A 25,579-nucleotide genomic window follows, 5' to 3' on the forward strand; every position below is an offset into this window, starting at 1 on the left:
CAAAAAAATGTCACAGAACGGTGACATAACTCGCCCCCTTCGTTACAAGCCCGCCACCGCCCGTTGTTTAGACTGCCCCCAGTCATAACAACAAAAAAGGCACCCCATGGACACCTTCCAACCGGCTTTCAGCAGTTGGCTGAACGCACCTGCCCATCAGCAATGGCTTGGCGCCGAAGGCCTGCGCCTGCTCGCATTTGCCAAGGCTTCGAAACTCCCTGAAGGCTTCGGTAATCTCGATGAGCGGGGCCACCTCCCGGCCAATGCCCACGCCGAAACCATGAACACCGCGCGCATGACTCACAGCTTCGCCATGGCCCACATCCAGGGGCTGCCGGGTTTTGCCGAGCTGGTGGATCACGGTATCAAAGCCCTCTGCGGGCCGCTGCGCGACGCCGAACACGGCGGTTGGTTCGCCGTCCCCGGACACCGCGATGGCAATACCGGCAAGGCCGCTTACCTGCATGCCTTCGTGGCGCTGGCCGCGAGTTCGGCGGTGGTCGCCCGCCGCCCCGGCGCTCAAGCCTTGCTCGACGATGCGATCCACATTCTCGACACCCGCTTCTGGAGCGAAGAGGAGGGCGCCATGCGCGAATCTTTCAATCGCGACTTCAGTTGCGAGGAAGCCTATCGCGGCGCCAACAGCAACATGCACGCCACCGAAGCCTTCCTCGCCCTGGCCGATGTCACCGGGGACAATCGCTGGCTGATTCGCGCCCAGCGCATCGTCGAGCGCGTCATCCACGCCCATGCTGCAGCCAACGATTACCTGGTGATCGAGCATTTCGACCGCGACTGGCAGCCGTTGCGCGAATACAACCACGACAATCCGGCCGACGGTTTTCGTCCCTACGGCACCACGCCCGGCCACGGTTTCGAGTGGGCGCGGTTGTTGCTGCACCTGGAAGCGGCGCGGGTGCAGGCGGGGATGCTGACGCCGGGATGGCTCGCCACCGATGCGCAAAAACTGTTCGAGCACAACTGCCGTCACGGCTGGAACGTCGACGGTGCTCCGGGGATTGTCTACACCCTCGACTGGGACAATCGCGCGGTGGTGCGTCATCGCCTGCACTGGACCCATTGCGAAGCCAGCGCGGCTGCCAGTGCCTTGCTCAAGCGCACGGGCGATGAACAATACGAACACTGGTACCGACTGTTTTGGGAATTTTGTGACAGTCATTTCATCGACCGCCACGATGGCAGCTGGTATCACGAACTCGATCCGCAGAACTGCCCGAGCGCCGATATCTGGGCCGGCAAACCGGACCTGTATCACGCCTGGCAAGCCCTGCTGATCCCGCGCCTGCCACTGGCACCCAGCATGGCCACTGCCCTGGGGCAGTTGTCCCAGAGCGTTCCTGTGTAACCATGTGGTGACATTCGAACGTCCCTTCGTTACCTGCGAAGGGATGCCTCCTGTTTAAAATACATGCAGCGCAAGCACCAGACTTGCATGCATAACAACAAGAAAGGTACTACTAGATGAATGCGATTTCTCGCCTCGCTACTGTCATTTCTCTCGCCTCGTTGCTGCCTCTGTCTGCATTCCCTCTGAGTGCCCTTGCCGCCGATGCCAAAGGTTCGGTGGAAGTCGTTCACTGGTGGACGTCGGGTGGTGAAAAAGCAGCGGTCGATGTGCTCAAGGCTCAAGTCGAAAAAGACGGCTTCACCTGGAAGGACGGCGCAGTCGCCGGTGGTGGCGGTTCCACGGCCATGACCGTGCTCAAGAGCCGCGCAGTGGCTGGCAACCCGCCGGGCGTGGCCCAGATCAAGGGTCCGGACATCCAGGAGTGGGGCAGCACTGGCCTGCTGAGCACCGACGCGTTGAAAGACGTTTCCAAGTCGGAAAACTGGGACAGCCTGCTGCCTGCGAAAGTCTCCGATACGGTGAAATACGAAGGTGACTACGTGGCCGTGCCGGTGAACATCCACCGCGTCAACTGGCTGTGGATCAACCCGGAGGTGTTCAAGAAAGCCGGGATCGAAAAAGCGCCGACCACCCTTGAAGAATTCTACGCCGCCGGCGACAAGCTCAAGGCCGCCGGCTTTATCGCGCTCGCCCACGGTGGCCAGCCATGGCAGGACAGCACCGTATTCGAAGACGTGGTGCTCTCGGTCATGGGTGCCGACGGTTACAAGAAAGCCCTGGTCGACCTGGATCAGAAAACCCTCTCGGGTGCCGAGATGACCAAGGCCTTCACCGAGCTGAAGAAACTCACCGGCTACATGGACCCGAACCGCGCCGGTCGTGACTGGAACATCGCCGCCGCCGACGTCATCAACGGCAAGGCCGGTATGCAGATGATGGGCGACTGGGCCAAGAGCGAATGGACCGCGGCCAAAAAAGTTGCGGGCAAGGACTACCAGTGCGTGCCATTCCCTGGCACCGAAAAAGCCTTCACCTACAACATCGATTCGCTGGCCGTGTTCAAGTTGAAAGCTGATCGCAAAGGCGACATCGCCGCTCAGCAAGACCTGGCCAAGGTCGCGCTGGGTAAAGACTTCCAGAAAATCTTCAGCATCAACAAAGGCTCTATCCCGGTGCGTACCGACATGCTTAACGACATGAGCGGTCTGGGCTTCGATTCCTGTGCCCAAACGGCGGCCAAGGATTTCCTGGCGGACGAGAAGACCGGCGGCCTGCAACCGAGCATGGCGCACAACATGGCCACTTCCCTGGCCGTGCAGGGCGCGATCTTCGACGTGGTCACCAACTTCATGAACGACAAGAACGCTGACCCGGCCAAGGCCAGCGCGCAACTGGCATCGGCTGTCAAAGCTGCCCAGTAATCCCTGCTGCATTTACCTGAGTGAGTTCTCCCCTGTGGGACCGAGCTTGCTCGCGATAGCTGGCTGACATTCAAAAGAGATGTCGACTGTTACACCGCTATCGCGAGCAAGCTCGCTCCCACAAGGGACCGCACTCCGATCCTCACTTCTTCACCTGGATTATCCCGATGAGCTCTGTGGCGGTTTTCAGCAAAGCCTCACCGTTCGATGCGCTGCAACGCTGGTTACCCAAGTTGGTACTCGCGCCGAGCATGCTGATCGTGCTGGTTGGCTTCTACGGTTACATCATCTGGACATTCGTTCTGTCCTTCACCAATTCCAGCTTCATGCCGAGCTACAAATGGGTCGGCCTGCAGCAATACATCCGCCTGATGGACAACGATCGCTGGTGGGTCGCGAGCAAGAACCTCGCGCTATTCGGCGGCATGTTCATCGGCATCAGCCTGGTGCTGGGGGTGTTCCTCGCGGTGCTGCTGGATCAGCGCATCCGCAAGGAAGGCTTCATCCGCACCGTGTACCTGTACCCGATGGCGCTCTCGATGATCGTCACCGGTACCGCGTGGAAATGGCTGCTCAACCCGGGCCTGGGCCTGGACAAGATGCTGCGCGACTGGGGCTGGGAAGGCTTCCGTCTCGACTGGCTGGTGGATCAGGATCGCGTGGTGTATTGCCTGGTGATCGCCGCCGTATGGCAAGCCTCCGGGTTTGTGATGGCGATGTTCCTGGCCGGCCTGCGCGGTGTCGATCAATCGATCATCCGCGCCGCGCAAGTCGACGGTGCAAGCCTGCCGACCATTTACCTGAAGATCGTATTGCCGAGCCTGCGCCCGGTGTTCTTCAGCGCCTTCATGATCCTCGCGCACATCGCGATCAAGAGCTTCGACCTGGTGGCGGCGATGACGGCCGGTGGTCCCGGCTACTCGTCCGACCTGCCGGCCATGTTCATGTATTCCTTCACCTTCAGCCGCGGCCAGATGGGTATTGGTTCGGCCAGCGCCATGATGATGCTTGGTGCGATCCTGGCGATCCTGGTGCCGTACCTGTACTCCGAATTGCGAGGCAAACGCCATGAGTAATCAACTCGCAAAACCGCCGATCAGCTTCAGCCGCATCGCCATCTACGCCACCTTGTTACTGGCCGCGGCGATCTACCTGATCCCGCTGGTGGTGATGCTGCTGACCAGTTTCAAATCCCCGGAAGACATCCGCACCGGCAACCTGCTGAGCTGGCCGCAGGTGATTGACGGCATCGGCTGGATCAAGGCCTGGGACACCGTCGGCGGCTACTTCTGGAACTCGGTGAAAATCACCGTTCCGGCCGTGCTGATCTCCACCTTCATCGGTGCCATGAACGGCTACGTGCTGTCGATGTGGCGCTTCCGTGGCTCGCAACTGTTCTTCGGCCTGTTGCTGTTCGGCTGCTTCCTGCCGTTCCAGACCGTGCTGCTGCCAGCCTCGTTCACCCTCGGCAAGTTCGGCCTGGCCAACACCACCACCGGCCTGGTGCTGGTGCACGTGGTCTACGGCCTGGCGTTCACCACGCTGTTCTTCCGCAACTACTACGTGAGCATTCCGGACGCGCTGGTCAAGGCGGCACGCCTGGATGGCGCAGGCTTCTTCACGATTTTCTGGAAGATCCTGCTGCCGATGTCGATCCCGATCGTGATGGTCTGCCTGATCTGGCAGTTCACCCAGATCTGGAATGACTTCCTGTTCGGCGTGGTCTTCGCCAGTGGCGATGCGCAACCGATCACCGTGGCCCTGAACAACCTGGTCAACACCAGCACCGGGGCCAAGGAATACAACGTTGATATGGCCGCCGCGATGATCGCCGGGCTGCCGACACTGCTGGTCTACATATTCGCTGGCAAGTATTTCCTGCGTGGGCTGACGTCCGGCGCGGTCAAGGGGTAGAACATGGCAACTCTCGAATTACGCAACGTCAACAAGACCTATGGCGCCGGCTTGCCGGACACCCTGAAAAACATCGAACTGAAGATCGATGACGGGGAATTCCTGATCCTGGTCGGTCCGTCGGGCTGCGGTAAATCCACGCTGATGAATTGCATCGCCGGCCTGGAAAACATCAGCGGCGGCGCGATCCTGGTGGACGACGCCGACATCAGCGGCATGAGCCCCAAAGATCGCGACATCGCCATGGTGTTCCAGTCCTACGCGCTGTACCCGACCATGAGCGTGCGGGACAACATCGCGTTCGGCCTGAAGATTCGCAAGATGCCAACTGCCGAAATCGACGAAGAAGTCGCTCGCGTGGCCAAGCTGTTGCAGATCGAACATTTGCTCAGCCGCAAACCCGGCCAGCTCTCCGGTGGTCAGCAACAGCGTGTGGCCATGGGCCGTGCCCTGGCGCGGCGGCCGAAGATTTACCTGTTCGACGAACCGCTGTCCAACCTCGACGCCAAGCTGCGGGTCGAGATGCGCACCGAAATGAAACTGATGCACCAGCGCCTGAAAACCACCACGGTCTACGTGACCCACGACCAGATCGAAGCCATGACCCTGGGCGACAAAGTGGCGGTGATGAAGGACGGGATCATTCAGCAATTCGGCACGCCGAAAGACATCTACAACAACCCGGCCAACCTGTTCGTGGCGAGCTTCATCGGTTCGCCGCCGATGAACTTCATCCCCCTGCGACTGCAGCGCAAGGAAGGTCGTCTGGTGGCGCTGCTCGACAGCGGCCAGGCGCGCTGCGAATTGCCGTTGGGCATGCAGGATGCCGGTCTGGAAGATCGCGAAGTGATCCTCGGCATGCGCCCGGAGCAGATCGTGCTGGCGGGCACCGAGCCGAACGGTTTGCCGACCATTCGCGCCGAAGTCCAGGTCACCGAACCGACCGGTCCCGACACCCTGGTGTTCGTCAACCTCAACGAGACCAAGGTTTGTTGCCGCCTGGCGCCGGACGTTGCACCGGCCGTGGGCGAGACCCTGACCCTGCAGTTCGACCCATCGAAAGTGCTGTTGTTCGATGCCAAGACGGGTGAACGACTTGGGGTGGCCGGTGTGCCAAAAGCCGAGGCTCACGCTGCCAACGTAGCGCAATTCAAAGGCCGCTGAAGAACAAGTGTGGGAATGCGGTTGTGTGGGAGCTGGCCTGCCAGCGATGCAGGCGACTCGGTTTTACGTTGAACCGAGTTGATGCCATCGCCGGCAGGCCAGCTCCCACAATAGCCGATTCCTGCAGGGGGATATGCAGTGAGCGGCCTGTCGCTCTCTGTAACCGATGTAACCGCGTTAAATAAAAACAGTTAATAACAATAAAACGAGGATGTAGGGATGAAGAAGAACAACAACGCTCAGCTTATCTGCCAGTTGTCAGCGATTGCGGCAATGACCCTGGCCGGTAGTGTGCACGCGGCTGACGCGTTCAGCGCCGACTCCGAGTGGATGACCGGTGATTGGGGTGGCGAGCGGACCCGGCTGATCGAGCAGGGTATCGACATCAAGATGGACTACGTCGGTGAAGTGGGCGGCAACCTCCACGGCGGCTACAACAACGACAAGACGGCGCGGTACGCCGACCAGTTTGGCCTGGGCGTGGCACTGGACCTGCAAAAACTGTGGGGCTGGGATAACACCCAGGCCAAGATCCAGCTCACCAACCGTAACGGCGAGAACATCTCCAATGACCGTGTCGGCGACCCGCGTGCCGGTACCTTGAGTTCCTCCCAGGAAGTCTACGGCCGTGGCCACATGGTCCGCCTGACCCAATTGTGGATCAAGCACCAGTTCCTCGACGGTAAACTGGACGTCAAGGCCGGTTACTTCGGCGAAGGCGAAGACTTCAACACCTTCCCGTGCGAGTTCCAGAACCTGGCGTTCTGCGGTTCCCAGGTGGGTAACTGGGCGACCAATATCTGGTACAACTGGCCGGTCAGCCAGGCCGCGATCCGCGTGAAGTACAACATCTCGCCCGAGTTCTATGCGCAGATCGGCGCGTACAACCAGAACCCGTCGCAACTGGAACACGGTAACGGCTTCAAGCTCAGCGGCAGTGGGACCAAGGGCACTGTGTTGCCGGTCGAACTGGTCTGGTTGCCCAACCCCAACAACCTGCCGGGCGAATACCGTGTCGGCTACTACAAAAGCACGGCCAAGGCCGATGACGTTCGTGAAGACGAAGACGGCAATGATGCGGCCACCAGCGGCAACGCTTACCGCAGCCACAGCAGCAAGTCCGGCTACTGGTTCGTTGCCCAGCAACAACTCACCAGCCACAACGGTGATGCTTCGCGCGGCCTGACCGTATCGGCGAACGCCACGTTCCACGATAAAGACACCAACATCGTCGACAACTACCAGTCGCTGATGTTTGTGTACAAGGGTCCGTTCGATGCCCGTCCAAAAGATGACGTCGGTATCGGTTTCGCCCGTATCCATGTCAACGATGACGTGAAGAAGAACGCGCAATTGGTCAACGCCTCCAATGGCGCTACCGACTACCAGGATCCGGCTTTCTCGCCGCTGCGCGACACCGAATACAACTACGAGCTCAACTACGGCTTCCACGTGACCAACTGGCTGACCGTACGTCCCAACCTGCAATACATCACTCACCCGGGTGGTGTGGATGAAGTTGATAACGCGCTGGTGGCCGGCCTGAAAATTCAGTCGGTGTTCTGACGTTGTTGCGATAAGCTCCTCTCTATGTGCGCATTTTTGCGGACGGCCATGGCTGTCCGTTTTTTTTTGCGGGCGGCGCACCCCGGGTAACAGGATGATTTTCAGGACCGTGGCACATGCATGAGCATCCGCTACAACGCTTCTTCAAGTCCTTGCGCGAACGTCCGGTGTTCGCGTGGGAGCGCTATCAGATGCGCGATGTGCTGGTGATCGATCATCCGCTGTGTCAGGCGGTGTTCAGTCGGCAGGGCGCGCAGTTGTTGCACTTCCAGCCCCGGGACCAGAAACCCTGGCTCTGGTGCGCAGCCAAATGGCCGCATGTGGGGGCTATTCGCGGCGGCGTGCCGGTGTGCTGGCCCTGGTATGGTCGCCATCCAAGCGAAAACGCCTGGCCGTCCCATGGCTGGGCCCGGCTGCTCGACTGGAAGCTGCTGGACAGCAGCAGTGACGACGATGGCGTGCGGCTGCACTGGCAACTCCAGTTGTGCGACTGGCAAGTGGACCTGCATGCGCACCTGGGCGAGCGCATGGAATTGCGCCTGAGCACCGAGCACCAGGACAGCCTGCCGTGCCAGTTGAGCCAGGCGTTGCATGCGTACTGGCGTATTGGCGACGTCGGCGAGGTAGCGCTGTCTGGGCTCGATGGTGCCCAAGGCTACGACCAGTTGAACCGTCAGGTTTGTCAGCAGGAAGGCGAGTTGCGAATCGAGGGTGGCTGTCAGCGAGTGTTCCAGCAGGAAGGCGAATTGCAGCTCAAGGACCACGCCTGGCAGCGCGAATTGTGCATCGACACCGGTGACGATGCGGACACGGTAGTCTGGCATCCGGGGTCGCGACCGTTGCTGGGGGTGAGCTGGAATGAGATGTCCGAGTTTGTCTGCGTGGAAGCGGCGAGTGGCGGGACCGATAGCCTGAGCCTGGCGCCGGGGGAGCGGGCACATTTGAGTTTGCAGGCGCGGATAGGGGTTTAGGCCAGGATTTGCAGTGCTGCGGCTGGCCTCTTCGCGAGCAGGCTCGCTCCCACATTAGATCTTCGGTGGACACAGTATTTGTATTCAAAGCAGGTCAACTGTGGGAGCGAGCCTGCTCGCGAAGAGGCTCAGGCAGGTAATGAAGATATCGGCCTAGTTGAACTCATCCCCAATCGGATACCGACTGGCATTCAGGCTTTCCTTGATCTTGCGCAAATGCGGCTGGAAATCCACGCCCCTACGCAAGGTCATGCCGGTCGCCAGCACATCCAGCACCGTCAGCTGAATGATCCGCGACGTCATCGGCATATAGATATCGGTGTCTTCCGGCAATGGAATGTTCAGGCTCAGGGTACTGGCCTTGGCCAAGGGCGAACCTTCGGCTGTCAGGCCGAGCACCGAGGCGCCGTTTTCCCGGGCAAGGCGCGCCACTTCCACCAGTTCGCGGGTGCGGCCGGTGTAGGAAATGATCACGAACAACTCGCCAGTGTGGGCCACCGAAGCAATCATGCGCTGCATCAGCACGTCCGCATGGGCGGTGACGGCCAGGTTGAAGCGGAAGAACTTGTGCTGCGCATCCAGCGCCACCGGGGCCGAGGCGCCGAGGCCGAAGAAGTGGATCTGTCGGGCCTGGATCAACAGGTCGACGGCGCGACTGATCAGGTTGGGATCAAGGGCCTGCAAGGCACTGTCCAACGAGGCGATGGCGCTGCCGAAAATCTTCTTGGTATAGGCTTCGGGATTGTCGTCGGCCTCGACCGCACGGCTGACGTACGCCGCGCCACTGGCCAGGCTCTGGGCCAATTGAAGCTTGAGTTCCGGATAACCGCTGACGCCGAATGAACGGCAGAAACGGTTGACCGTCGGCTCGCTGACCTTCGAGGCCTGGGCGAGGGCGGCAATGCTGAACCGGGTGGCCTGCTGTGGGTTGAGCAGGATCACTTCGGCGACTTTGCGTTCCGCCTTGTTCAAGTCTTCAAGGCGATTCTGGATCTGTTCCAGTAAATTTCGCACGCGGTCCATATATGTTCCTTAGCTCCGCAAACAAGAGAGCAATGCAAATAAGGGCCCCGGCTATGCAAATTGGGACTTTGATCGGGCCCGTCACGGTGGCCTATCCTACTGATGGCTCCGACCGACCACCACTCGGAATCTCTATTTTGCTAAAATGTTGTGTTTATTACTACATTTCCCCTTGAGTGATGCCTTGAAAAAAGGTATTTGTAGCTTAACTTGATAAAAGAACAAACATCATGCCTTCGATAACGGTTGAACCGTGCACCTTTGCCTTGTTCGGCGCCCTTGGCGATCTGGCCCTGCGCAAGCTGTTTCCTGCCCTCTATCAACTCGATGGCGCAGGCCTGCTTCATGAGGATACGCGCATCATCGCGCTGGCCCGTGAGCCTGGCAGCGAGCAGCAGCACCTGGCATTCATCGCCGCCGAACTGCGCCGCTACGTCAGTGACAAGGAGCTGGACGAAGCGGTGGTTGAACGCTTCCTGGCCCGCCTGAGTTACCTGCACGTCGACTTCCTCAAGGCTGACGACTACGTCGCCCTGGCCGAAGCGGCCGGCAGTGCCCAGCGAGTGATTGCCTACTTCGCGACGCCGGCAGCGGTCTACGGCGCGATCTGCGAAAACCTGTCGAAGGTCGGCCTCACCGAAAACACCCGCGTGGTGCTGGAAAAACCCATCGGGTCGGACCTTGAGTCCTCGCGCAAGGTCAACGACGCCGTGGCGCAGTTCTTCCCGGAGAACCGCACCTACCGCATCGACCACTACCTGGGCAAAGAGACCGTACAAAACCTGATCGCCCTGCGTTTCGCCAACAGCCTGTTCGAAACCCAGTGGAACCAGAATTACATCTCCCACGTGGAAATCACCGTAGCCGAGAAGGTCGGGATCGAGGGCCGCTGGGGCTATTTCGACAAGGCCGGCCAGCTGCGGGACATGATCCAGAATCACCTGCTGCAACTGCTCTGCCTGATCGCCATGGACCCGCCGGCCGACCTGTCCGCCGACAGCATCCGTGACGAGAAAGTCAAAGTGCTCAAGGCCCTGGCGCCGATCAGTCCGGAAGGCCTGACCACTCAGGTGGTGCGTGGCCAGTACATCGCCGGGCACAGCGAAGGCAAGTCGGTGCCCGGGTATCTGGAGGAGCCTAATTCCAACACCCAGAGCGACACCGAAACCTTCGTCGCCCTGCGTGCCGACATTCGCAACTGGCGCTGGGCCGGCGTGCCGTTCTACTTGCGCACCGGCAAGCGCATGCCGCAGAAACTGTCGCAGATCGTCATCCACTTCAAGGAACCGTCGCACTACATCTTCGCTCCCGAGCAGCGCCTGCAGATCAGCAACAAGCTGATTATCCGCCTGCAACCGGACGAAGGCATTTCCTTGCGCGTGATGACCAAAGAACAAGGCCTGGACAAGGGCATGCAGCTGCGTAGCGGTCCGTTGCAGCTGAATTTTTCCGACACTTATCGCAGCGCACGGATTCCCGATGCCTACGAGCGGTTGTTGCTGGAAGTGATGCGCGGCAATCAGAACCTGTTTGTCCGTAAAGATGAAATCGAAGCCGCGTGGAAGTGGTGTGACCAGTTGATCGCCGGATGGAAGAAATCCGGTGATGCGCCCAAGCCGTACGCGGCCGGGTCCTGGGGACCGATGAGCTCCATTGCACTGATTACGCGGGATGGGAGGTCGTGGTATGGCGATATCTGAACTGAAACTGCCTCAGGGCGTCAGCGCCCATGAGTTCAAAAGCCCGGTGCTGCTCGCCGAAGGCCTGGCGCTGAATGTGGCCAAGCAACTGAGCGACGCGATCGATGCCCGAGGCACCGCCACCCTGGTGGTGTCCGGCGGTCGTAGCCCGGTAGCGTTTTTCCAGCATCTTGCCAAGCAGACGCTGGACTGGCCCAAGGTCGTCATCACCTTGGCGGACGAGCGCTGGGTGCCGGTGGAACACGCCGACAGCAATGCCGGCCTGCTCAAGCGCTACCTGCTGCAAGGCCCGGCGGCCAAGGCGCAGTTTCTGAGCCTCTACAGCGCTACGGCCAACGTTGAACAGGCGGCCGAGCAGGCTGACCGCTTGCTGGGCGAATTGCCGCAAATCGACGTGCTGATCCTGGGCATGGGCGACGACGGTCACACCGCTTCGCTGTTCCCGAACAGCCCGAACCTGGCCGACGCCTTGAAAGTCGACGGCAGCCGTCGCTGCTGGCCGATGCTGGCGCCGACCGTACCGCATCAGCGCCTGACCATGAGTCGCGCGCTGCTGGCTTCGGCCAAGCACACTGTTTTATCGATTTCCGGTCAGTCCAAGCTGACCACCCTGAGTGCCGCATTGGCCGGTGACGATGTCGCTGCCATGCCGATTCGCGCGTTTCTGCAACCTACGTTAGAGATTTACTGGTGCCCATGAGCCAAGGATCAGCCGCTATGACAAACACTTACCCGACCGTTTCCATGGCGGACAAAATTGCCCTGATCGACAACCTCTGTGCCAAGGCGCGGATCCTGCCGGTCATCACCATCGCTCGCGAGCAGGACGTGCTGCCGTTGGCCGACGCCCTCGCGGCGGGTGGCCTGACCGCCCTGGAAGTGACCCTGCGTTCGCAATTTGGCCTCAAGGCTATCCAGATTCTGCGCGAGCAGCGTCCGGAACTGGTGACCGGTGCCGGCACCGTGCTCGATCGCGGCATGCTGGCGGCTGCCGAGGCTGCGGGTTCGCAGTTCATCGTCACGCCGGGCATCACCCGTGATCTGCTCGAAGCCAGCGTCGACAGCCCGATTCCGCTGTTGCCTGGCATCAGCAATGCCTCGGGCATCATGGAAGGCTATGGCCTGGGTTATCGCCGCTTCAAGCTGTTCCCGGCGGAAGTCAGCGGTGGCGTCGCAGCCATCAAGGCCCTGGGCGGCCCGTTCGGCGAAGTGAAATTCTGCCCGACTGGCGGCGTCAGCCCGGCCAATATCAAAAGCTACATGGCGTTGAAAAATGTCATGTGCGTGGGCGGTAGCTGGATGCTTGACCCAGAGTGGATCAAGAACGGCGACTGGGCCCGCATTCAGGAATGCACCGCCGAGGCCCTGGCGCTGCTGGACTGATCTGCTTTTACCCAACACTTCGTTGTGTGTTCTACGGCTTTACGGTGCGCTTGGTCGGTGCACCGTTTTTTTTTGCCCAAAGAAAATCCCTGTGGGAGCGAGCCTGCTCGCGATGATCGTTAACGATAACGCGTGTTAACTGGCTGAACGCGGCGCTCTTGAGTCCATCGCGAGCAAGCACGCTCCTGCAAGGGGGCGCCATGCGATACATAGTTACCGCATCTCGCCGCTCGTCCAGCATTAACCTGAGTTCTTCTGATGGAAGAGAGAACGTCATGGACGACAACACCCTGGTTGCACCTTCACCGGCTTGTCAGCTGTCACCCGAACAGATCGCCGGCCCCTATTTCCGCGACCCGAAATTGATCAGAAGAAACATCAGTGAAGGGATGGATGGCGTCCCCCTGGTGTTGAGACTGACGATTGTCGATGCCATGACCTGTCAGCCGGTGACTAACGCGCTGGTGGACATCTGGCATTGCAATGCGCGCGGGGCTTATTCGGGCTGGAGCAGGATCAACCCCGACAATGAGGTCGACGTCGACGACATCGGCGCGATCCCGCGCACCGACGATGATACCTACCTGCGTGGCGGGCAATTCACGGACAGGAAGGGCATCGTGCGCTTTACCACGATCTATCCGGGGTTCTATGCCGGCCGTGCCTTGCACATTCATGTCGCCATACGCATCACGGCCGGCAATAACTATCTGCAAGAGCGGCATGTCGCCTGGGTCGGTCAGCTGTACCTGCCCGAAGTGGCCTCACGCTCGGTTCTCAACACCCGGGAATACAGCGGTCGAGCCGCCTCGCCGCTGACCAATGATCAGGATTTATTCTATGAGACCATGGGCGGTGAAGCCTCGACCCTGAACGTGCACGCCATTGGTCGAGACTCGAAAGAGGACGGCTTCTTCGGTCACATGACCATCGGCATCGACACGCTCGCGGTGTCGAAGCAGATCAGGCCCGAGGATTTCGACAAGTACACCGTGTGACATCAGCGCAGTTCGGTCAGCGCCCGGGCCAGCAAGTCCATGTCGGCGGCGGTGGTGGTGAGCCCGGGGGTAATGCGAATGCACGGACCGCTCGCGGCACCACTGCGCGCAACGGTGAACAGGTTGTAGTCCTTGAGCAACCGCTCGACCATCACCTGTTGATCGAGCTGCCGGGTAAAGCGCATCGACGTGATGCCGCAATACAGGCGCGGGTCGTCCGGCGTCATGACGTCGATGCCCGTTAGCTCGCGTACTGCGCGGACCCAGCGATTGCGCAAATAATTGAGGCGTGCGCCCTTGGCGGCGGAACCGCCCATGGCCCGATGTTCCTCGAACACCAGCGGCAGGGTCAGCAGGGCCGGGATGTTGGGGGTGCTGTAGGGCGTGCGGGCGCGAATGTCGGTGGTCGGGAAGTGCATTTCGCCCATGTCCGGGTCGATGTCGGCCAGGCGCTCGCGGTTGATGTAGATGAAACCGAGGGTCAGCGGCGCGCCGATCCATTTGTGCAGGTTGTAGCCGGCGAAGGCGATGCCCAGGTCCTCGAGATCGAACTCGATCTGGCCGAGCGCGTGGGCGCCGTCGAGGATGACATCGACCCCGTGTTCCCTGGCGGCGGCGGCAATCGCCTTCACTGGCATCACCAGGCCCGTGCGATGGGTGACGTGGGTCAGGGCCATCAGTTTCAGGCGCGGGTAACGCACGAAGGCTTCGCGATAGGTGGCCAGCAGACTGTCGAAACTGGCGGGGTGGCAGTGGTCGATCTCGATCACCTCGACCCCGCGATGGCGTGCCAGCCAACGCATGGCGCTTTTGACCGTGTCGTATTCCAGATCACAGATCAGTACCTGATCGCCGGGCTTGAGGCGGTTGTAGTTGCGGATAAGCGATTGCAATCCGTCCGAAGCGTTGCGGGTGAAGGCGACGGTATCGGCGGGTACGCCCATCAGCGCGGCCAGCTGCTTGCGGATTTCCTCGTTCTCACCCTGTTCGAAACGTTGGCGTACATGGACCGAGCTGCTGCGGTTGATGAGTTCGATATTACGCTGATATTCCTCGACCACTGTGCGGGACATGCGCCCGAAGTAACCGTTTTCCAGATTGACCGGGCCCGGCTCGACAGCATAACGGTCGGCAAAGGTCAGCCAGAAGGCTTCATCACGGGCGCGGCGGGTATTATCGGGCATGGGTTTACTCAATAGGGGCAGGTAAAGCGATTCAGTGACGAGGGGCAGGTTTACCATGTTTGGCGCGCAGCGGTTCGAGCAGCTCCGACAGGCCGTTGTGATCGATTTCCTGCATCAGGGCCAGCAAGCCACCCAGTTCCCCGTGGGGAAACCCCTCCCGGGCGAACCAATTCAGGTACGGGCCGGGCAGGTCGGCGATGATTCGGCCCTTGTATTTGCCGAAGGGCATTTCACGGGTGACCAGCAGTTCGAGCTTTTCCGGGTTCATCTATCAGTCGCCTTGATTCAACCAGTCTGGAAAATACAGGCATTCTGCATGCAGGCCAAATGACAGATCATGCAAAAAACGCGGATGCAGATTTGTAGCTTAAACATAACTCGTTGAAAAATAAGGATTAATATTTCAATTCAAAGCTGGCATGCAGGGTGCAATAGCTATTGCATCTTTCATCAACCCGCGAGGAATTGAAAATGACCGACGTGAATAAAGAAGCCATCTCTGTACTCAACGACCTGATTGAAACCAGCAAAGACGGTCAGGAAGGGTTCAAGACCTGCGCTGAAGACATCAAGAATCCGGAACTGAAATCGTTGTTCGTGCAGCGTTCCGCCGACTGCGCTACCGCGGCCTCCGAACTGCAAGCCGCCGTGCGTTCGATGGGCGGCGATCCGGAAACCTCCACCAGTGTCAGCGGTGATCTGCACCGTCGCTGGGTCGACGTGAAGGCCGTTTTCACCGGCAAGGATGAAGAAGCCGTGCTGAATGAAGCCGAACGTGGTGAAGACCATGCACTGAAGGCCTACAAAGAAGCCATCGAAAAAATCAACAAGCACAACCTGGTGGGCATTCGTGACCTGGTTGAGCGTCAGTACCATGGCGTGCAACGCAACCACGATCAGGTAAAAGCCCTGCGCAATCAGGCTCGCGCGCGCTCGTAAGCGCTCATAGCCTGTCAAAAACGCCAGCCAGTCTGGCGTTTTTTTGTGTGTGGAATTTAGGGCTGGACGGGATATAGATAGCTAGCTAATAATTTGTTTTTCATGTTACTCCACCGATCACGTCTATCGTTAAATCGTCCGTACGAGAGTGTTTTACGTGCCTATCACTTTGCAGGCTCTGTTTGCGCCTGACCGCCGCGCGCTGCAGTTCGCGATCAAGACCTTGATCGGCGGCGGCCTGGCGCTGTGGCTGGCATTGCGCTGGGGCCTGGAGCAACCGGCCTGGGCGCTGATGACCGCGTTCATCGTCGCCCAGCCCTTGTCCGGGATGGTGGTGCAAAAGGGGCTGGCGCGGCTGCTGGGGACCCTGGTCGGGACGATCATGTCGGTGGTGTTCATGGGGCTGTTTGCCCAGACGCCCTGGCTGTTCCTGTTGGCATTGGCGTTATGGCTCGGCTTGTGTACCGCGAGCTCGACCTTGTTGCGCAGTGCCTGGTCCTATTCGTTTGTGCTGGCCGGTTATACGGTGGCGATCATCGCCTTGCCGGCCATTACCCATCCGCTGACGGTGTTCGACCAGGCCGTGGCACGCTGCACGGAAATCTGCCTGGGCATTCTTTGCGCCACCGCCGCCAGTGCGCTGCTGTGGCCGATGCGGGTCGAGCAGCAACTGGCGGATCAGGCGCGTGCGGCTTGGAACAGCGGGATGCAGGCCGCCCGGGCGACCCTGGCCGGCGATAGCCAGGCGCGCAGGGGGCTGCTGGAAATCCTCGGCAGGATCGTGGCGGTGGATGCCCAGCGCGAACATGCCTGGTTCGAAGGCAGTCTTGGCCGCCAGCGAGCGCGCTCGATCAGTGGCTTGAGCCAGAAGCTGTTGATGTTGCTGCGCGTCGCCCGTTCGGTGCGCCGGCAGTGGAAGCAGTTGCAACCCCAGGAGGCCGAGCAACTGCTGCCGTGGATGAACGAAGTCCAGAAGGCACTCGACCGTGCGGATAACGCGACCCTGCAAGCCTTGCGACCGAGGTTGCTCGATGCCTCCCATGACCCGCTGATCAGTTCCGCGCAAAGTTACTGCCTGGCTCGTTTTACCTTGCTGCTGGATACGGCGATGGCGGCCAGCGAAGCGTTGAAAGCGGTGGAGGAGGGCAAGGAAACGGTCGATCCACCGCGAACCCTGGCCCCGCACCGCGACCTGTCCCTGGCCCTGGTGTTCGGTGCCCGTAGCGCCTTGGCGTTCCTGGTGGTGTCGTGTTTCTGGCTGGCGACCGCCTGGCCCGCCGCCTCGGGTGCGCTGTTGCTGACCTGCGTGGTGTGCAGCCTGTTTGCCAGCCGCGAAAACGGCGCGCAGATCGGCATGAGTTTCATGCGCGGGATTTTCCTGGCGATTCCGGCAGCGTTTTTCGTCGGGCAGATTCTGCTACCGCAATGGAGCAGTTTCGCAATGCTCTGTCTCGGCATGGGTGTGCCGTTGTTCCTGGGTGCACTGGGCATGGCCAAACCGCAGATTGGTGCCACGGCGACCTCGTTCTGCCTGCATTTTATTGTCCTGATCTCGCCGCTCAACGCGATGAAGTTCGATGTCGCGAACTTCTTCAACAGTGCTCAGGCGATGGTGATCGGTGTGGGCGCGGCGGTGCTGGCATTCCGCCTCTTGATCCTGCGCAATCCGGCGTGGCATGGCCGCCGCTTGCTGGTGGCGACGCTTCACGACCTGGTGCGCCTGACCCGGCGCAATCTGCGCGGGGCTGAAAGCTGGTTCGGTGGACGCATGGCCGATCGCTTGCTGCAACTGGCGCGGCACTATCCAGAGTTGCCGGAACCGGCGCGCAGCCGCTGGGACGACGGGTTGCTGGGGCTGGACATCGGCGATGAATTGCTGCATTTGCGCTTGAGCCTGGCGGTGGCCCAGGCACCCGTCAGTGCGCCGCAACGGCGCTACCTCGACCAATTGGAAAAAGTCCTCGAGCAAGGTCCGGCCGGCAGTCGCACCGATGCGCTGGAACAACCCAGCGAAGAATTCCTGAAAACCTTGTACGCGCTGCCCCCCAGTGATGCGGTGAAACTGGCCCAGGGCGCGGTGCTGCAATTGCAGAACAGCTGGCGTGCCTGGTGCCGTCAGCAGGAGGAGAGTCATGGGCTTGCGTGAGTGGTCGGTGGGTGGCGTGCTGCTCAGCCCGTTTCTGATTTATGTGCTGCTGGCGCTGCTCGTGACCGGGGCCCTGCGCCTGTTGTTGGGCCTGACCCCGGCCGGCCGCTGGATCTGGCACGAAGCGTTATTCGATTGCGCCTTGTACGTCTGTGTATTGACCCTGATCACCGTCGTCCTGGGACCTTTATAAGGAGTTGAACATGCGTACATCCGTACGTGTAGCCGTAACCCTGTGCCTGGTGGCCGTGGCGATCTTTGCCGGTTTCCATTTGTGGCAGTACTACATGTTGACGCCCTGGACCCGCGACGCGCGGATTCGGGCTGACGTGGTGGTCATCGCCCCTGATGTGTCGGGCTGGGTGCGTGAACTCAAGGCTTTCGACAACCAGCAGGTCAAGGCCGGCGATCTGTTGCTGAGCATCGACCGCGACCGCTTCGAAGCCGCGCTGGAGAAAGCTCAAGCGGTGGTCCAGACCCGCCAGCAGCAACTCAACCTGCGTGAGCGCGAAGCCAGCCGCCGCGCCAGTCTCGGGCCGCAGGCGATCAGTGCCGAGCTGCGCGAGAACGCGCAGATCAATGCCGGCATCGCCCGCGGCGAACTGCGTGAGGCTCAGGCCGAGGCCAAGGTTGCGCAACTCAACCTGGAGCGCAGCCAGGTCCATGCGCCGCGCAGTGGTCACATCACCAACCTGCGTCTGGCCCAGGGCAACTATGTGAATGCCGGGCAACCGGTGATGGCGCTGATCGACGGTTCGACTTTTTATGTGCAGGCGTACTTCGAGGAAACCAAGTTGCCGCGGATCCGCATCGGCGATCCGGTGAAGATCTGGTTGATGAGCGCCGGGGAGGCGTTGCAGGGGCACGTGGAAAGCATCAGCCGCGGGATTACCGACCGCAACACCACGCCCGATGGGCAGTTGCTGGCGGAGGTGGAGCCGACGTTCAACTGGGTCAGGCTGGCTCAGCGGATTCCGGTGCGGATCAAGCTGGACAAGGTGCCCGAGGGGATCAATCTGAGTTCGGGGATGACCGCGAGTGTGCAGGTGCAGGAGGCACATCAATAATTGATGCGCTGCGATCACTGTGGCGAGGGAGCTTGCTCCCGCTGCGGTGCGCAGCGCGCCCCAAAAAACCGACACCACGCTTAATCTGATCAACCGCGATGTCAGTGTTCATGACTGCTTCGCAGCCGAACGGGAGCAAGCTCCCTCGCCACAGGGGACGGGGTATCAGCCGATGCTGATCGCCGGCAGGGTCGGCAACGTCACCGTCTGCTGCTTGCGTGGTGCCAGGATCTCCGCCTCGCCGTCCACCACCAGCTCATCGCGCTGGTTGAACACGCGGGTGGCAATGCGCACACGAAACTTGGGCAGTTTCTCAAGGATCTCCAGGCGCACGGTCAGGGTGTCGCCAATCTTCACCGGTTTCTGAAAGCTCATCTGCTGGCCGATATAAATAGTCCCCGGCCCAGGCAGCTCGCAGGCCACGGCCGCGCTGATCAATGCGCCGCTGAACATACCGTGGGCGATGCGCTCCTTGAACATGGTGCCGGCAGCGAATTCAGCGTCCAGGTGCACCGGGTTGTGATCGCCGGACATGGCGGCGAACAACTGAATGTCGCGCTCTTCGACCGTTTTGCTGTAACTGGCGGTCTGGCCGACTTCGAGGGCTTCGTAAGGGGTGTTGGTTACCTGGGTCATCTGTCTCAATTCCTGTGACGAATAAAAAATCCACAAAAAAACTATTCGGAGCGGGGTGGCCGTCGATGGCTCAGCGCCTGGGCGACCCAGTTCAGTACATCGGCGGTCACTTCATCGCGGTTGCTCTCGTTGAACAGTTCGTGCCGTGCCTGCGGGTAAATGGTCAGTTGCAGATTCCGGCTGCCGGCTGCGCGCAGCGCGTGAGCCAGATCCTTGAGACGCTTGCCTTCACTCACCGGATCACATTCGCCGCCTATGACCAGCAGCGGCAGGCCCGGATCGATCTGGGCGAGATTGGACGCTTTGCTGATTTGCTGCAAGCCGCCAAGCAGATCGATCCAGAATTGATTGGTGCAGCGAAAGCCGCAAAGCGGGTCGTTGGCATACTTGTCGACCTCGGCCGGATCGCGACTGAGCCAGTCGAACGGCGTGCGCACCGGTTTGAATTTCTTGTTGAACGAGCCGAATGACAACCATTCGATCAGGGCGCTACGGCCCTTGGGCCCCTGGCGCAACCGTTCGGCACGGGCGATCTGGCGGGCCGCGCGATACAGCGCCACCGGCTGGAAGTTCGAGCCGCTGAGAATGGCGCCGTGCAGGCTGGCGCTGTGGTGCAGCAGGTACGCCTGGGCGATGTAGCTGCCCATGCTGTGACCCAGCAAGACGATCGGCACGCCGGGATGGTGCTGGCCGATGTGCTGATTGAGACTGGCCAGGTCGCCGACCACCTTGCACCAGCCATCGTCGTCGGCGAAATGGCCCAGGGTCCCGTTTTCGGCAGTTTTGCCATGTCCACGCAGATCCGGAGCGTACACACCGTAGCCCTGTTCACAGCATTTTTCCGCCAGACGGGCGTAGCGGGCACTGTGTTCCGCCATGCCGTGCGCCAGCAGGATCACTGCATTCAACGGCGCGGCCGGCAGCCACTGGTTAACGAACAGGCGGCTGCGGTCACTCGCGGTCAGCCAGAAAGTGTCGTGGATCATGGCGATTCCTTTGCATGAGGCTGCATGTGGCATGGGCGTGGTTGCATTGTATAGCGCATCCATCGCCAGCCGTCTGATCGGCTACGCCACGCTACGAAGATTCACACGATCAATGACGATGTTGGCCATATTTGCCTGATTCGCCATAACTGCTAGTGTCCGTGAAGCTCCGCTTTTCGCTGTTTGTTTTCAGAAACGACAGAAAGCGGCCCCGGATAGGTTCAGGTAAAGAGGACAAGAACAATGCATCCTGATTTCTGGAATGACAAACGCCCGGCCGGCGTGCCCCTGGACATCGACCAAGGGGCCTACAAGTCGGTGATCGAGGTGTTCGAGCGTTCCTGCAAGAAATTTGCCGACCGCCCGGCATTCAGCAATATGGGCGTTACCCTGACCTACGCCGAACTGGAACGCTACAGCGCCGCGTTCGCCGGTTACCTGCAAGCCCACACCGACCTGGTGCCGGGGGATCGCATCGCGGTGCAGATGCCCAATGTCCTGCATTACCCGATTGCCGTGTTCGGCGCCTTGCGCGCCGGGCTGATCGTGGTCAACACCAACCCGCTGTACACCGCGCGGGAGATGCGCCATCAGTTCAAGGACTCCGGTGCCCGTGCCCTGGTGTACCTGAACGTGTTCGGGCAGAAGGTCCAGGAAGTACTGGCCGACACCGACATCCAGTACCTGATCGAAGCGAAGATGGGCGACCTGATGCCCGCCGCCAAGGGTTGGCTGGTCAATACCCTGGTGAGCAAGGTGAAGAAAATGGTCCCGGCCTATTCCTTGCCCCAGGCGGTTTCCTTCAAGAGCGCGCTGAGTCTGGGCCGGGGCCTGGGGATTAAGCCGCTGAAGGCCGGTCTGGACGACATCGCCGTACTGCAATACACCGGCGGCACCACGGGCCTGGCCAAGGGCGCGATGCTGACCCACGGCAACCTGGTCGCCAACATGCAGCAGGCGCGAGCCTGCCTGGGGCAGTTCGGCACCGACGGTCAGCCACTGCTGCGCGAAGGGCAGGAGGTGATGATCGCGCCGCTGCCGCTGTACCATATCTATGCCTTCACGGCGAACTGCATGTGCATGATGGTGACCGGCAACCACAATGTCTTGATCACCAATCCACGGGATATCGGCGCCTTCATCAAGGAGCTGAAAAACTGGCGGTTTTCGGCGCTGCTGGGGCTCAACACGCTGTTCGTCGCGCTGATGGACCATCCCGACTTCAAGACCCTGGATTTCTCCAGTCTCAAACTCACCAACTCCGGCGGTACCGCGCTGGTCAAGGCCACCGCTGAGCGCTGGCAGCAGCTGACCGGTTGCCGCATCACCGAAGGTTACGGCCTGACCGAAACCTCGCCGGTGGCCTGCACCAACCCCTACGGCGACAAGTCGCGCATCGGTACGGTCGGCCTGCCGGTGCCGGGCACCACCTTGAAGGTGATCAACGATGAAGGCGTCGAGCAGGCCTTGGGCGAACGCGGCGAACTGTGCATCAAGGGCCCGCAGATCATGAAGGGGTATTGGCAAAAACCTGAAGCCACTGCCGAAGTGCTGGATGCCGAAGGCTGGTTCAAGTCCGGCGACATCGCGGTGATCGATCCGGACGGTTTCGTGCGCATCGTCGATCGCAAGAAAGACATGATCATCGTCTCGGGTTTCAACGTGTACCCGAACGAGATCGAGGACGTGGTGATGGCCCACCCGAAAGTCGCCAATTGCGCGGTGATCGGCGTGCCGGACGAGCGTTCGGGGGAGGCGGTGAAGTTGTTTGTGGTGGCCCGGGAATCGGGGGTCAGCCTTGAAGAGCTGAAGGCGTACTGCAAGGAAAACTTCACGGCGTACAAAGTGCCCAAGCACATCGTGTTGCGTGAGTCGTTGCCGATGACGCCGGTGGGCAAGATTCTGCGGCGGGAGTTGCGTGATATTGCCTGAGTGGTGAATGGCCGCGCTTCGCGCGTATACCTTGTAGGAGCGAGCTTGCTCGCGAAGGTCGTGAACGATAACGCGTAAAACCGGATGCCCAGCGGTGGCCTCGGGTTTTTCGCGAGCAAGCTCGCTCCTACAGCCAAGATTTCCGGGGCTTTTAGCGACTTATAGGTTTTTTGCTCTAAAATGACTGGTTGCTAATCTTGAGTCACTAATGTGACCGTAGAGGCCGCTTTTGGCTCTAGTCGACCCTCGGCAAAGCTGCTACTCTCGGCCCGCTTTGTGACTTCTCGGGCTTATAAAAGCGCTAGATTCACCGACAAACACACACCAATAATAATCGCATCAAATGCGGTGATGAATTCGCGTTGCTGAGGAGTGGGCTTCCATGAACGAAGACTTTTGGAAGGATAAGTACCCTGCCGGGATTGCTGCCGAGATCAATCCAGACGAGTATCCGAATATTCAGGCGGTGTTGAAGCAGTCCTGCCAACGCTTTGCCGACAAGCCGGCGTTCAGCAACCTGGGCAAGACCATCACCTACGGTGAACTGTACGAATTGTCCGGTGCCTTTGCCGCTTACCTGCAACAGCATACCGACTTGCAGCCGGGCGATCGAATCGCCGTGCAACTGCCCAACGTGTTGCAGTACCCGGTCGCCGTCTTCGGTGCCATCCGCGCCGGGCTGATCGTGGTCAACACCAACCCGCTGTACACCGCGCGGGAAATGGAACACCAATTCAACGACTCCGGGGCCAAGGCCCTGGTCTGCCTGGCCAACATGGCGCACCTGGCCCAAACCGTCGTGCCCAAAACCGGGGTCAGGCACGTCATCGTCACCGAAGTGGCCGACCTGCTGCCGCCGCTCAAGCGCCTGCTGGTCAACAGCGTCATCAAGTACGTGAAGAAAATGGTCCCGGCCTATCACTTGCCCCAGGCCATCAAGTTCAATGACGTGCTGAGCAAGGGCCACGGCCAGCCAGTGGCTGAAGCCAACCCGGCCAGCAGCGACGTCGCGGTGCTGCAATACACCGGCGGCACCACCGGCGTGGCCAAGGGCGCGATGCTGACCCATCGCAACCTGGTGGCGAACATGCTGCAGTGCAAGGCGCTGATGGGTTCCAACCTTAATGAAGGCTGCGAGGTCCTGATCACGCCGCTGCCGCTGTACCACATCTATGCCTTCACCTTTCATTGCATGGCAATGATGTTGATCGGTAACCACAACATCCTGATCAGCAACCCGCGCGACCTGACGGCGATGGTCAAGGAACTGTCGAAGTGGAAGTTCAGCGGCTTCGTCGGCCTGAACACGCTGTTCGTTGCCCTGTGCAATAACGAAGACTTCCGCAAGCTGGATTTCTCTGCGCTGAAAATCACCCTGTCCGGTGGCATGGCCCTGCAACTGGCGGCGGCCGAGCGCTGGAAAGCGGTCACCGGTTGCGCCATCTGCGAAGGTTACGGCATGACCGAAACCAGCCCGGTGGCCACGGTCAATCCGATCCAGAACATCCAGATCGGCACCATCGGCATCCCGGTGCCGTCGACGGTGTGCAAAATCATCGACGACGCCGGCGTTGAACGGCCGCTGGGCGAAATCGGCGAGCTGTGCGTCAAAGGTCCGCAGGTCATGAAAGGCTACTGGCAGCGTCAGGAAGCCACCGATGAAATCCTCGACAGCGAAGGTTGGTTGAAGACCGGGGATATCGCCGTGATCCAGCCTGACGGCTTCATGCGCATCGTCGATCGCAAGAAAGACATGATCCTGGTATCCGGATTCAACGTGTACCCGAACGAACTCGAAGACGTGCTGGCAACCCTGCCGGGGGTGCTGCAATGCGCGGCCATTGGCGTACCGGACGAGAAATCGGGTGAGGCGATCAAGATCTTCATCGTCGCCAAACCGGGCGTGACCCTGACCAAGGAACAGGTGATGGAGCACATGCGCGCCAACGTTACCGGCTACAAGGTGCCCAAGGCCGTGGAGTTCCGCGATGCACTGCCGACCACCAACGTCGGCAAGATCCTGCGCCGCGAGTTGCGCGATGAAGAGCTGAAGAAGCTTGCCGCGAAGAAGGTCAGCGCGTAACAAACAAAAGCCCCGCAGAAGCGGGGCTTTTTGTTTAAAGCGATATCAGGATGCTTTTGTGGCGAGGGAGCTTGTTCCCGCTGGGCTGAGAAGCAGCCCAAAACCTGCAACCACGTCTCGTCAGATACTCCGCATTCGCTGAAGTTGCGACGGCTGCGCAGTCGAGCGGGAGCAAGCTCCCTCGCCACAGTAGTCTTGAGTTGTTACAAGCGGAACTGCGCGAAATTGACGTTGGTGCCCGCCGGGCGCATGTCCTGCAGCCAGGAATCCTTGTCGGCGCTCAGTTCCAGGCTCAGGGCGGCCTTGCGTTTGCCCTGGTTGCGCACCACCAGGCCTTCGAGCTTCTCGCGCAGGAACACCGTCGGCACTTTCAGGTGCAGCAGTTCGTCGGTATCCGGGGTGTGCATCAGCAGGTGAATCCATTCGTACTGACCAATGGCCAGTCGGGCGACCGGGATATCGAACCACCAGATGTTGCGGTTGCGGTTCAATTCGGTGAAATGGCAGTTGTTGACGCCAAGCACAGCACCGCCGAGTTCCTGGTTTCTGCGGGCAATGGCCTGCTTTTTATCGAGTTTCATAACATTCCTACGGGATTGGATCTTCAGCGCCATGGCCTGAATACGTTGCGCATTCTCGGGGGTTGATCGGCAAACATAAAGCCCAACCTGCATCGAACGATGAAATGTCGCGATGAAAATAAATGAAACTCCGTGCAAACGACCCCGGTCAATCTTTGTGTAACTACTTTCCCCGTTCGATTGTTCACAGGAGAAATACCATGGGCAGCACTGGCGATAAAGTAAAAGGCATGGCCAACGAAGCCGCCGGCAACGTCAAGCAAGGCGTCGGCAAGGCCACCGGTAACGACAAAATGCGCGCCGAAGGCGTGGTGCAGGAAAAGAAAGGCGAAGCTCAGCAAGCTGTGGGCAAAGTCAAGGACGCTGTCAAGAAAGGCGTCGACAAGGCTTGATTGAGCCTTTGACGACTATCAGGAACGGCCATCTGCGGATGGCCGTTTTTGTGTCAGCCTGAACTTGAGCCTGAAAATTGTTTCAAAGTCGCCAAACAGGCTACTTTGATGTAGAAAACGGCCC

General features: G+C 60.1%; 24 protein-coding genes. 18 read left to right on the top strand and 6 right to left on the bottom strand.

The window, feature by feature from the left end:
* The first annotated feature begins 106 nt into the window (after positions 1–106).
* The 7 genes from ACA041_RS06000 (at position 107) to ACA041_RS06030 (ending at position 8,405) form a co-directional block, all read left to right on the top strand.
* Positions 107–1,366, top strand: a complete 1,260-nt coding sequence (locus ACA041_RS06000; RefSeq protein ID WP_497440296.1) for a D-mannose isomerase — start codon at positions 107–109, stop codon at positions 1,364–1,366.
* A 116-nt stretch (positions 1,367–1,482) separates the two neighbouring features.
* Positions 1,483–2,790, top strand: a complete 1,308-nt coding sequence (locus ACA041_RS06005; protein ID WP_497440297.1) for an ABC transporter substrate-binding protein — start codon at positions 1,483–1,485, stop codon at positions 2,788–2,790.
* 167 nt (positions 2,791–2,957) lie between these two features.
* A complete protein-coding gene (locus ACA041_RS06010; RefSeq protein WP_064679358.1) occupies positions 2,958–3,866 on the top strand; it encodes a carbohydrate ABC transporter permease in 909 nt (302 codons plus the stop codon).
* Positions 3,859–4,704 carry a carbohydrate ABC transporter permease gene (locus tag ACA041_RS06015; RefSeq protein WP_497440298.1) on the top strand — a complete coding sequence of 282 codons (846 nt, stop codon included), beginning with the start codon at positions 3,859–3,861 and terminating at the stop codon, positions 4,702–4,704. The genes ACA041_RS06010 and ACA041_RS06015 overlap by 8 nt, the downstream gene beginning before the upstream one ends.
* A 3-nt stretch (positions 4,705–4,707) precedes the next feature.
* Positions 4,708–5,868 (top strand): ABC transporter ATP-binding protein, encoded by a 1,161-nt coding sequence (locus ACA041_RS06020; RefSeq protein ID WP_497440299.1) that lies wholly within the window; start codon positions 4,708–4,710, stop codon positions 5,866–5,868.
* A gap of 219 nt (positions 5,869–6,087) precedes the next feature.
* Complete coding sequence (locus tag ACA041_RS06025) at positions 6,088–7,434, top strand: carbohydrate porin (RefSeq protein ID WP_497440300.1); 1,347 nt, start codon at positions 6,088–6,090, stop codon at positions 7,432–7,434.
* Positions 7,435–7,550: 116 nt separating this feature from the next.
* Complete coding sequence (locus tag ACA041_RS06030; RefSeq protein WP_497440301.1) at positions 7,551–8,405, top strand: D-hexose-6-phosphate mutarotase; 855 nt, start codon at positions 7,551–7,553, stop codon at positions 8,403–8,405.
* Positions 8,406–8,558: 153 nt separating this feature from the next.
* Here the strand turns inward: ACA041_RS06030 and ACA041_RS06035 are convergent, their stop codons facing one another.
* The gene (locus tag ACA041_RS06035) at positions 8,559–9,419 is read right to left on the bottom strand and encodes a MurR/RpiR family transcriptional regulator (RefSeq protein ID WP_178084775.1); all 861 of its coding nucleotides are present in this window, start codon (positions 9,417–9,419) and stop codon (positions 8,559–8,561) included.
* A gap of 239 nt (positions 9,420–9,658) precedes the next feature.
* On the opposite strand from ACA041_RS06035, the gene zwf reads away from it, so the two are divergent.
* The 4 genes from zwf to ACA041_RS06055 all read left to right on the top strand — a co-directional run bounded on the left by zwf (position 9,659) and on the right by ACA041_RS06055 (position 13,509).
* The gene (zwf, locus tag ACA041_RS06040) at positions 9,659–11,128 is read left to right on the top strand and encodes a glucose-6-phosphate dehydrogenase (RefSeq protein ID WP_497440302.1); all 1,470 of its coding nucleotides are present in this window, start codon (positions 9,659–9,661) and stop codon (positions 11,126–11,128) included.
* Entirely contained in the window at positions 11,115–11,828 is a 714-nt protein-coding gene (gene pgl, locus ACA041_RS06045; RefSeq protein ID WP_497440303.1) for a 6-phosphogluconolactonase, read from the top strand. Before zwf ends, pgl begins: the two co-directional genes overlap by 14 nt.
* A gap of 17 nt (positions 11,829–11,845) precedes the next feature.
* Positions 11,846–12,511: a bifunctional 4-hydroxy-2-oxoglutarate aldolase/2-dehydro-3-deoxy-phosphogluconate aldolase gene (locus ACA041_RS06050; protein ID WP_497440304.1), complete on the top strand. Its 666-nt coding sequence runs from the start codon at positions 11,846–11,848 to the stop codon at positions 12,509–12,511.
* Between the two features lie 275 nt (positions 12,512–12,786).
* Positions 12,787–13,509 carry an intradiol ring-cleavage dioxygenase gene (locus ACA041_RS06055; protein WP_497440305.1) on the top strand — a complete coding sequence of 241 codons (723 nt, stop codon included), beginning with the start codon at positions 12,787–12,789 and terminating at the stop codon, positions 13,507–13,509.
* A 2-nt stretch (positions 13,510–13,511) separates the two neighbouring features.
* Here ACA041_RS06055 and ACA041_RS06060 read toward each other — a convergent pair whose 3' ends face one another.
* Both ACA041_RS06060 and ACA041_RS06065 read right to left on the bottom strand, forming a co-directional pair.
* Entirely contained in the window at positions 13,512–14,693 is a 1,182-nt protein-coding gene (locus ACA041_RS06060; protein WP_497440306.1) for an aminotransferase class V-fold PLP-dependent enzyme, read from the bottom strand.
* A gap of 31 nt (positions 14,694–14,724) precedes the next feature.
* Complete coding sequence (locus ACA041_RS06065) at positions 14,725–14,961, bottom strand: DUF3820 family protein (protein ID WP_096509378.1); 237 nt, start codon at positions 14,959–14,961, stop codon at positions 14,725–14,727.
* A 203-nt stretch (positions 14,962–15,164) separates the two neighbouring features.
* Between ACA041_RS06065 and ACA041_RS06070 the strand changes: the two genes are divergently transcribed.
* The 4 genes from ACA041_RS06070 to ACA041_RS06085 all read left to right on the top strand — a co-directional run bounded on the left by ACA041_RS06070 (position 15,165) and on the right by ACA041_RS06085 (position 18,845).
* Complete coding sequence (locus ACA041_RS06070) at positions 15,165–15,632, top strand: ferritin-like domain-containing protein (protein ID WP_497440307.1); 468 nt, start codon at positions 15,165–15,167, stop codon at positions 15,630–15,632.
* 157 nt (positions 15,633–15,789) lie between these two features.
* Positions 15,790–17,778 (top strand): FUSC family protein, encoded by a 1,989-nt coding sequence (locus tag ACA041_RS06075; protein ID WP_497440308.1) that lies wholly within the window; start codon positions 15,790–15,792, stop codon positions 17,776–17,778.
* A complete protein-coding gene (locus ACA041_RS06080; RefSeq protein WP_497440309.1) occupies positions 17,765–17,971 on the top strand; it encodes a DUF1656 domain-containing protein in 207 nt (68 codons plus the stop codon). The genes ACA041_RS06075 and ACA041_RS06080 overlap by 14 nt, the downstream gene beginning before the upstream one ends.
* A gap of 10 nt (positions 17,972–17,981) precedes the next feature.
* Positions 17,982–18,845 (top strand): efflux RND transporter periplasmic adaptor subunit, encoded by an 864-nt coding sequence (locus ACA041_RS06085; protein WP_497440310.1) that lies wholly within the window; start codon positions 17,982–17,984, stop codon positions 18,843–18,845.
* A gap of 165 nt (positions 18,846–19,010) precedes the next feature.
* Here ACA041_RS06085 and ACA041_RS06090 read toward each other — a convergent pair whose 3' ends face one another.
* The gene (locus tag ACA041_RS06090) at positions 19,011–19,481 is read right to left on the bottom strand and encodes a MaoC family dehydratase (protein WP_008151121.1); all 471 of its coding nucleotides are present in this window, start codon (positions 19,479–19,481) and stop codon (positions 19,011–19,013) included.
* 41 nt (positions 19,482–19,522) lie between these two features.
* Entirely contained in the window at positions 19,523–20,467 is a 945-nt protein-coding gene (locus ACA041_RS06095) for an alpha/beta hydrolase (RefSeq protein ID WP_497440311.1), read from the bottom strand.
* A 243-nt stretch (positions 20,468–20,710) separates the two neighbouring features.
* On the opposite strand from ACA041_RS06095, the gene fadD2 reads away from it, so the two are divergent.
* Positions 20,711–22,399 (top strand): long-chain-fatty-acid--CoA ligase FadD2, encoded by a 1,689-nt coding sequence (gene fadD2, locus ACA041_RS06100; RefSeq protein WP_497440312.1) that lies wholly within the window; start codon positions 20,711–20,713, stop codon positions 22,397–22,399.
* Positions 22,400–22,781: 382 nt separating this feature from the next.
* Entirely contained in the window at positions 22,782–24,482 is a 1,701-nt protein-coding gene (gene fadD1 / locus ACA041_RS06105; protein ID WP_497440313.1) for a long-chain-fatty-acid--CoA ligase FadD1, read from the top strand.
* Between the two features lie 203 nt (positions 24,483–24,685).
* Here the strand turns inward: fadD1 and ACA041_RS06110 are convergent, their stop codons facing one another.
* Positions 24,686–25,063 (bottom strand): hypothetical protein, encoded by a 378-nt coding sequence (locus tag ACA041_RS06110; protein ID WP_497440314.1) that lies wholly within the window; start codon positions 25,061–25,063, stop codon positions 24,686–24,688.
* A 200-nt stretch (positions 25,064–25,263) separates the two neighbouring features.
* Between ACA041_RS06110 and ACA041_RS06115 the strand changes: the two genes are divergently transcribed.
* Positions 25,264–25,455: a CsbD family protein gene (locus ACA041_RS06115; protein WP_497440315.1), complete on the top strand. Its 192-nt coding sequence runs from the start codon at positions 25,264–25,266 to the stop codon at positions 25,453–25,455.
* Positions 25,456–25,579: the final 124 nt, after the last annotated feature.

The sequence above is a fragment of the Pseudomonas sp. LBUM1676 genome, from assembly GCF_059695605.1.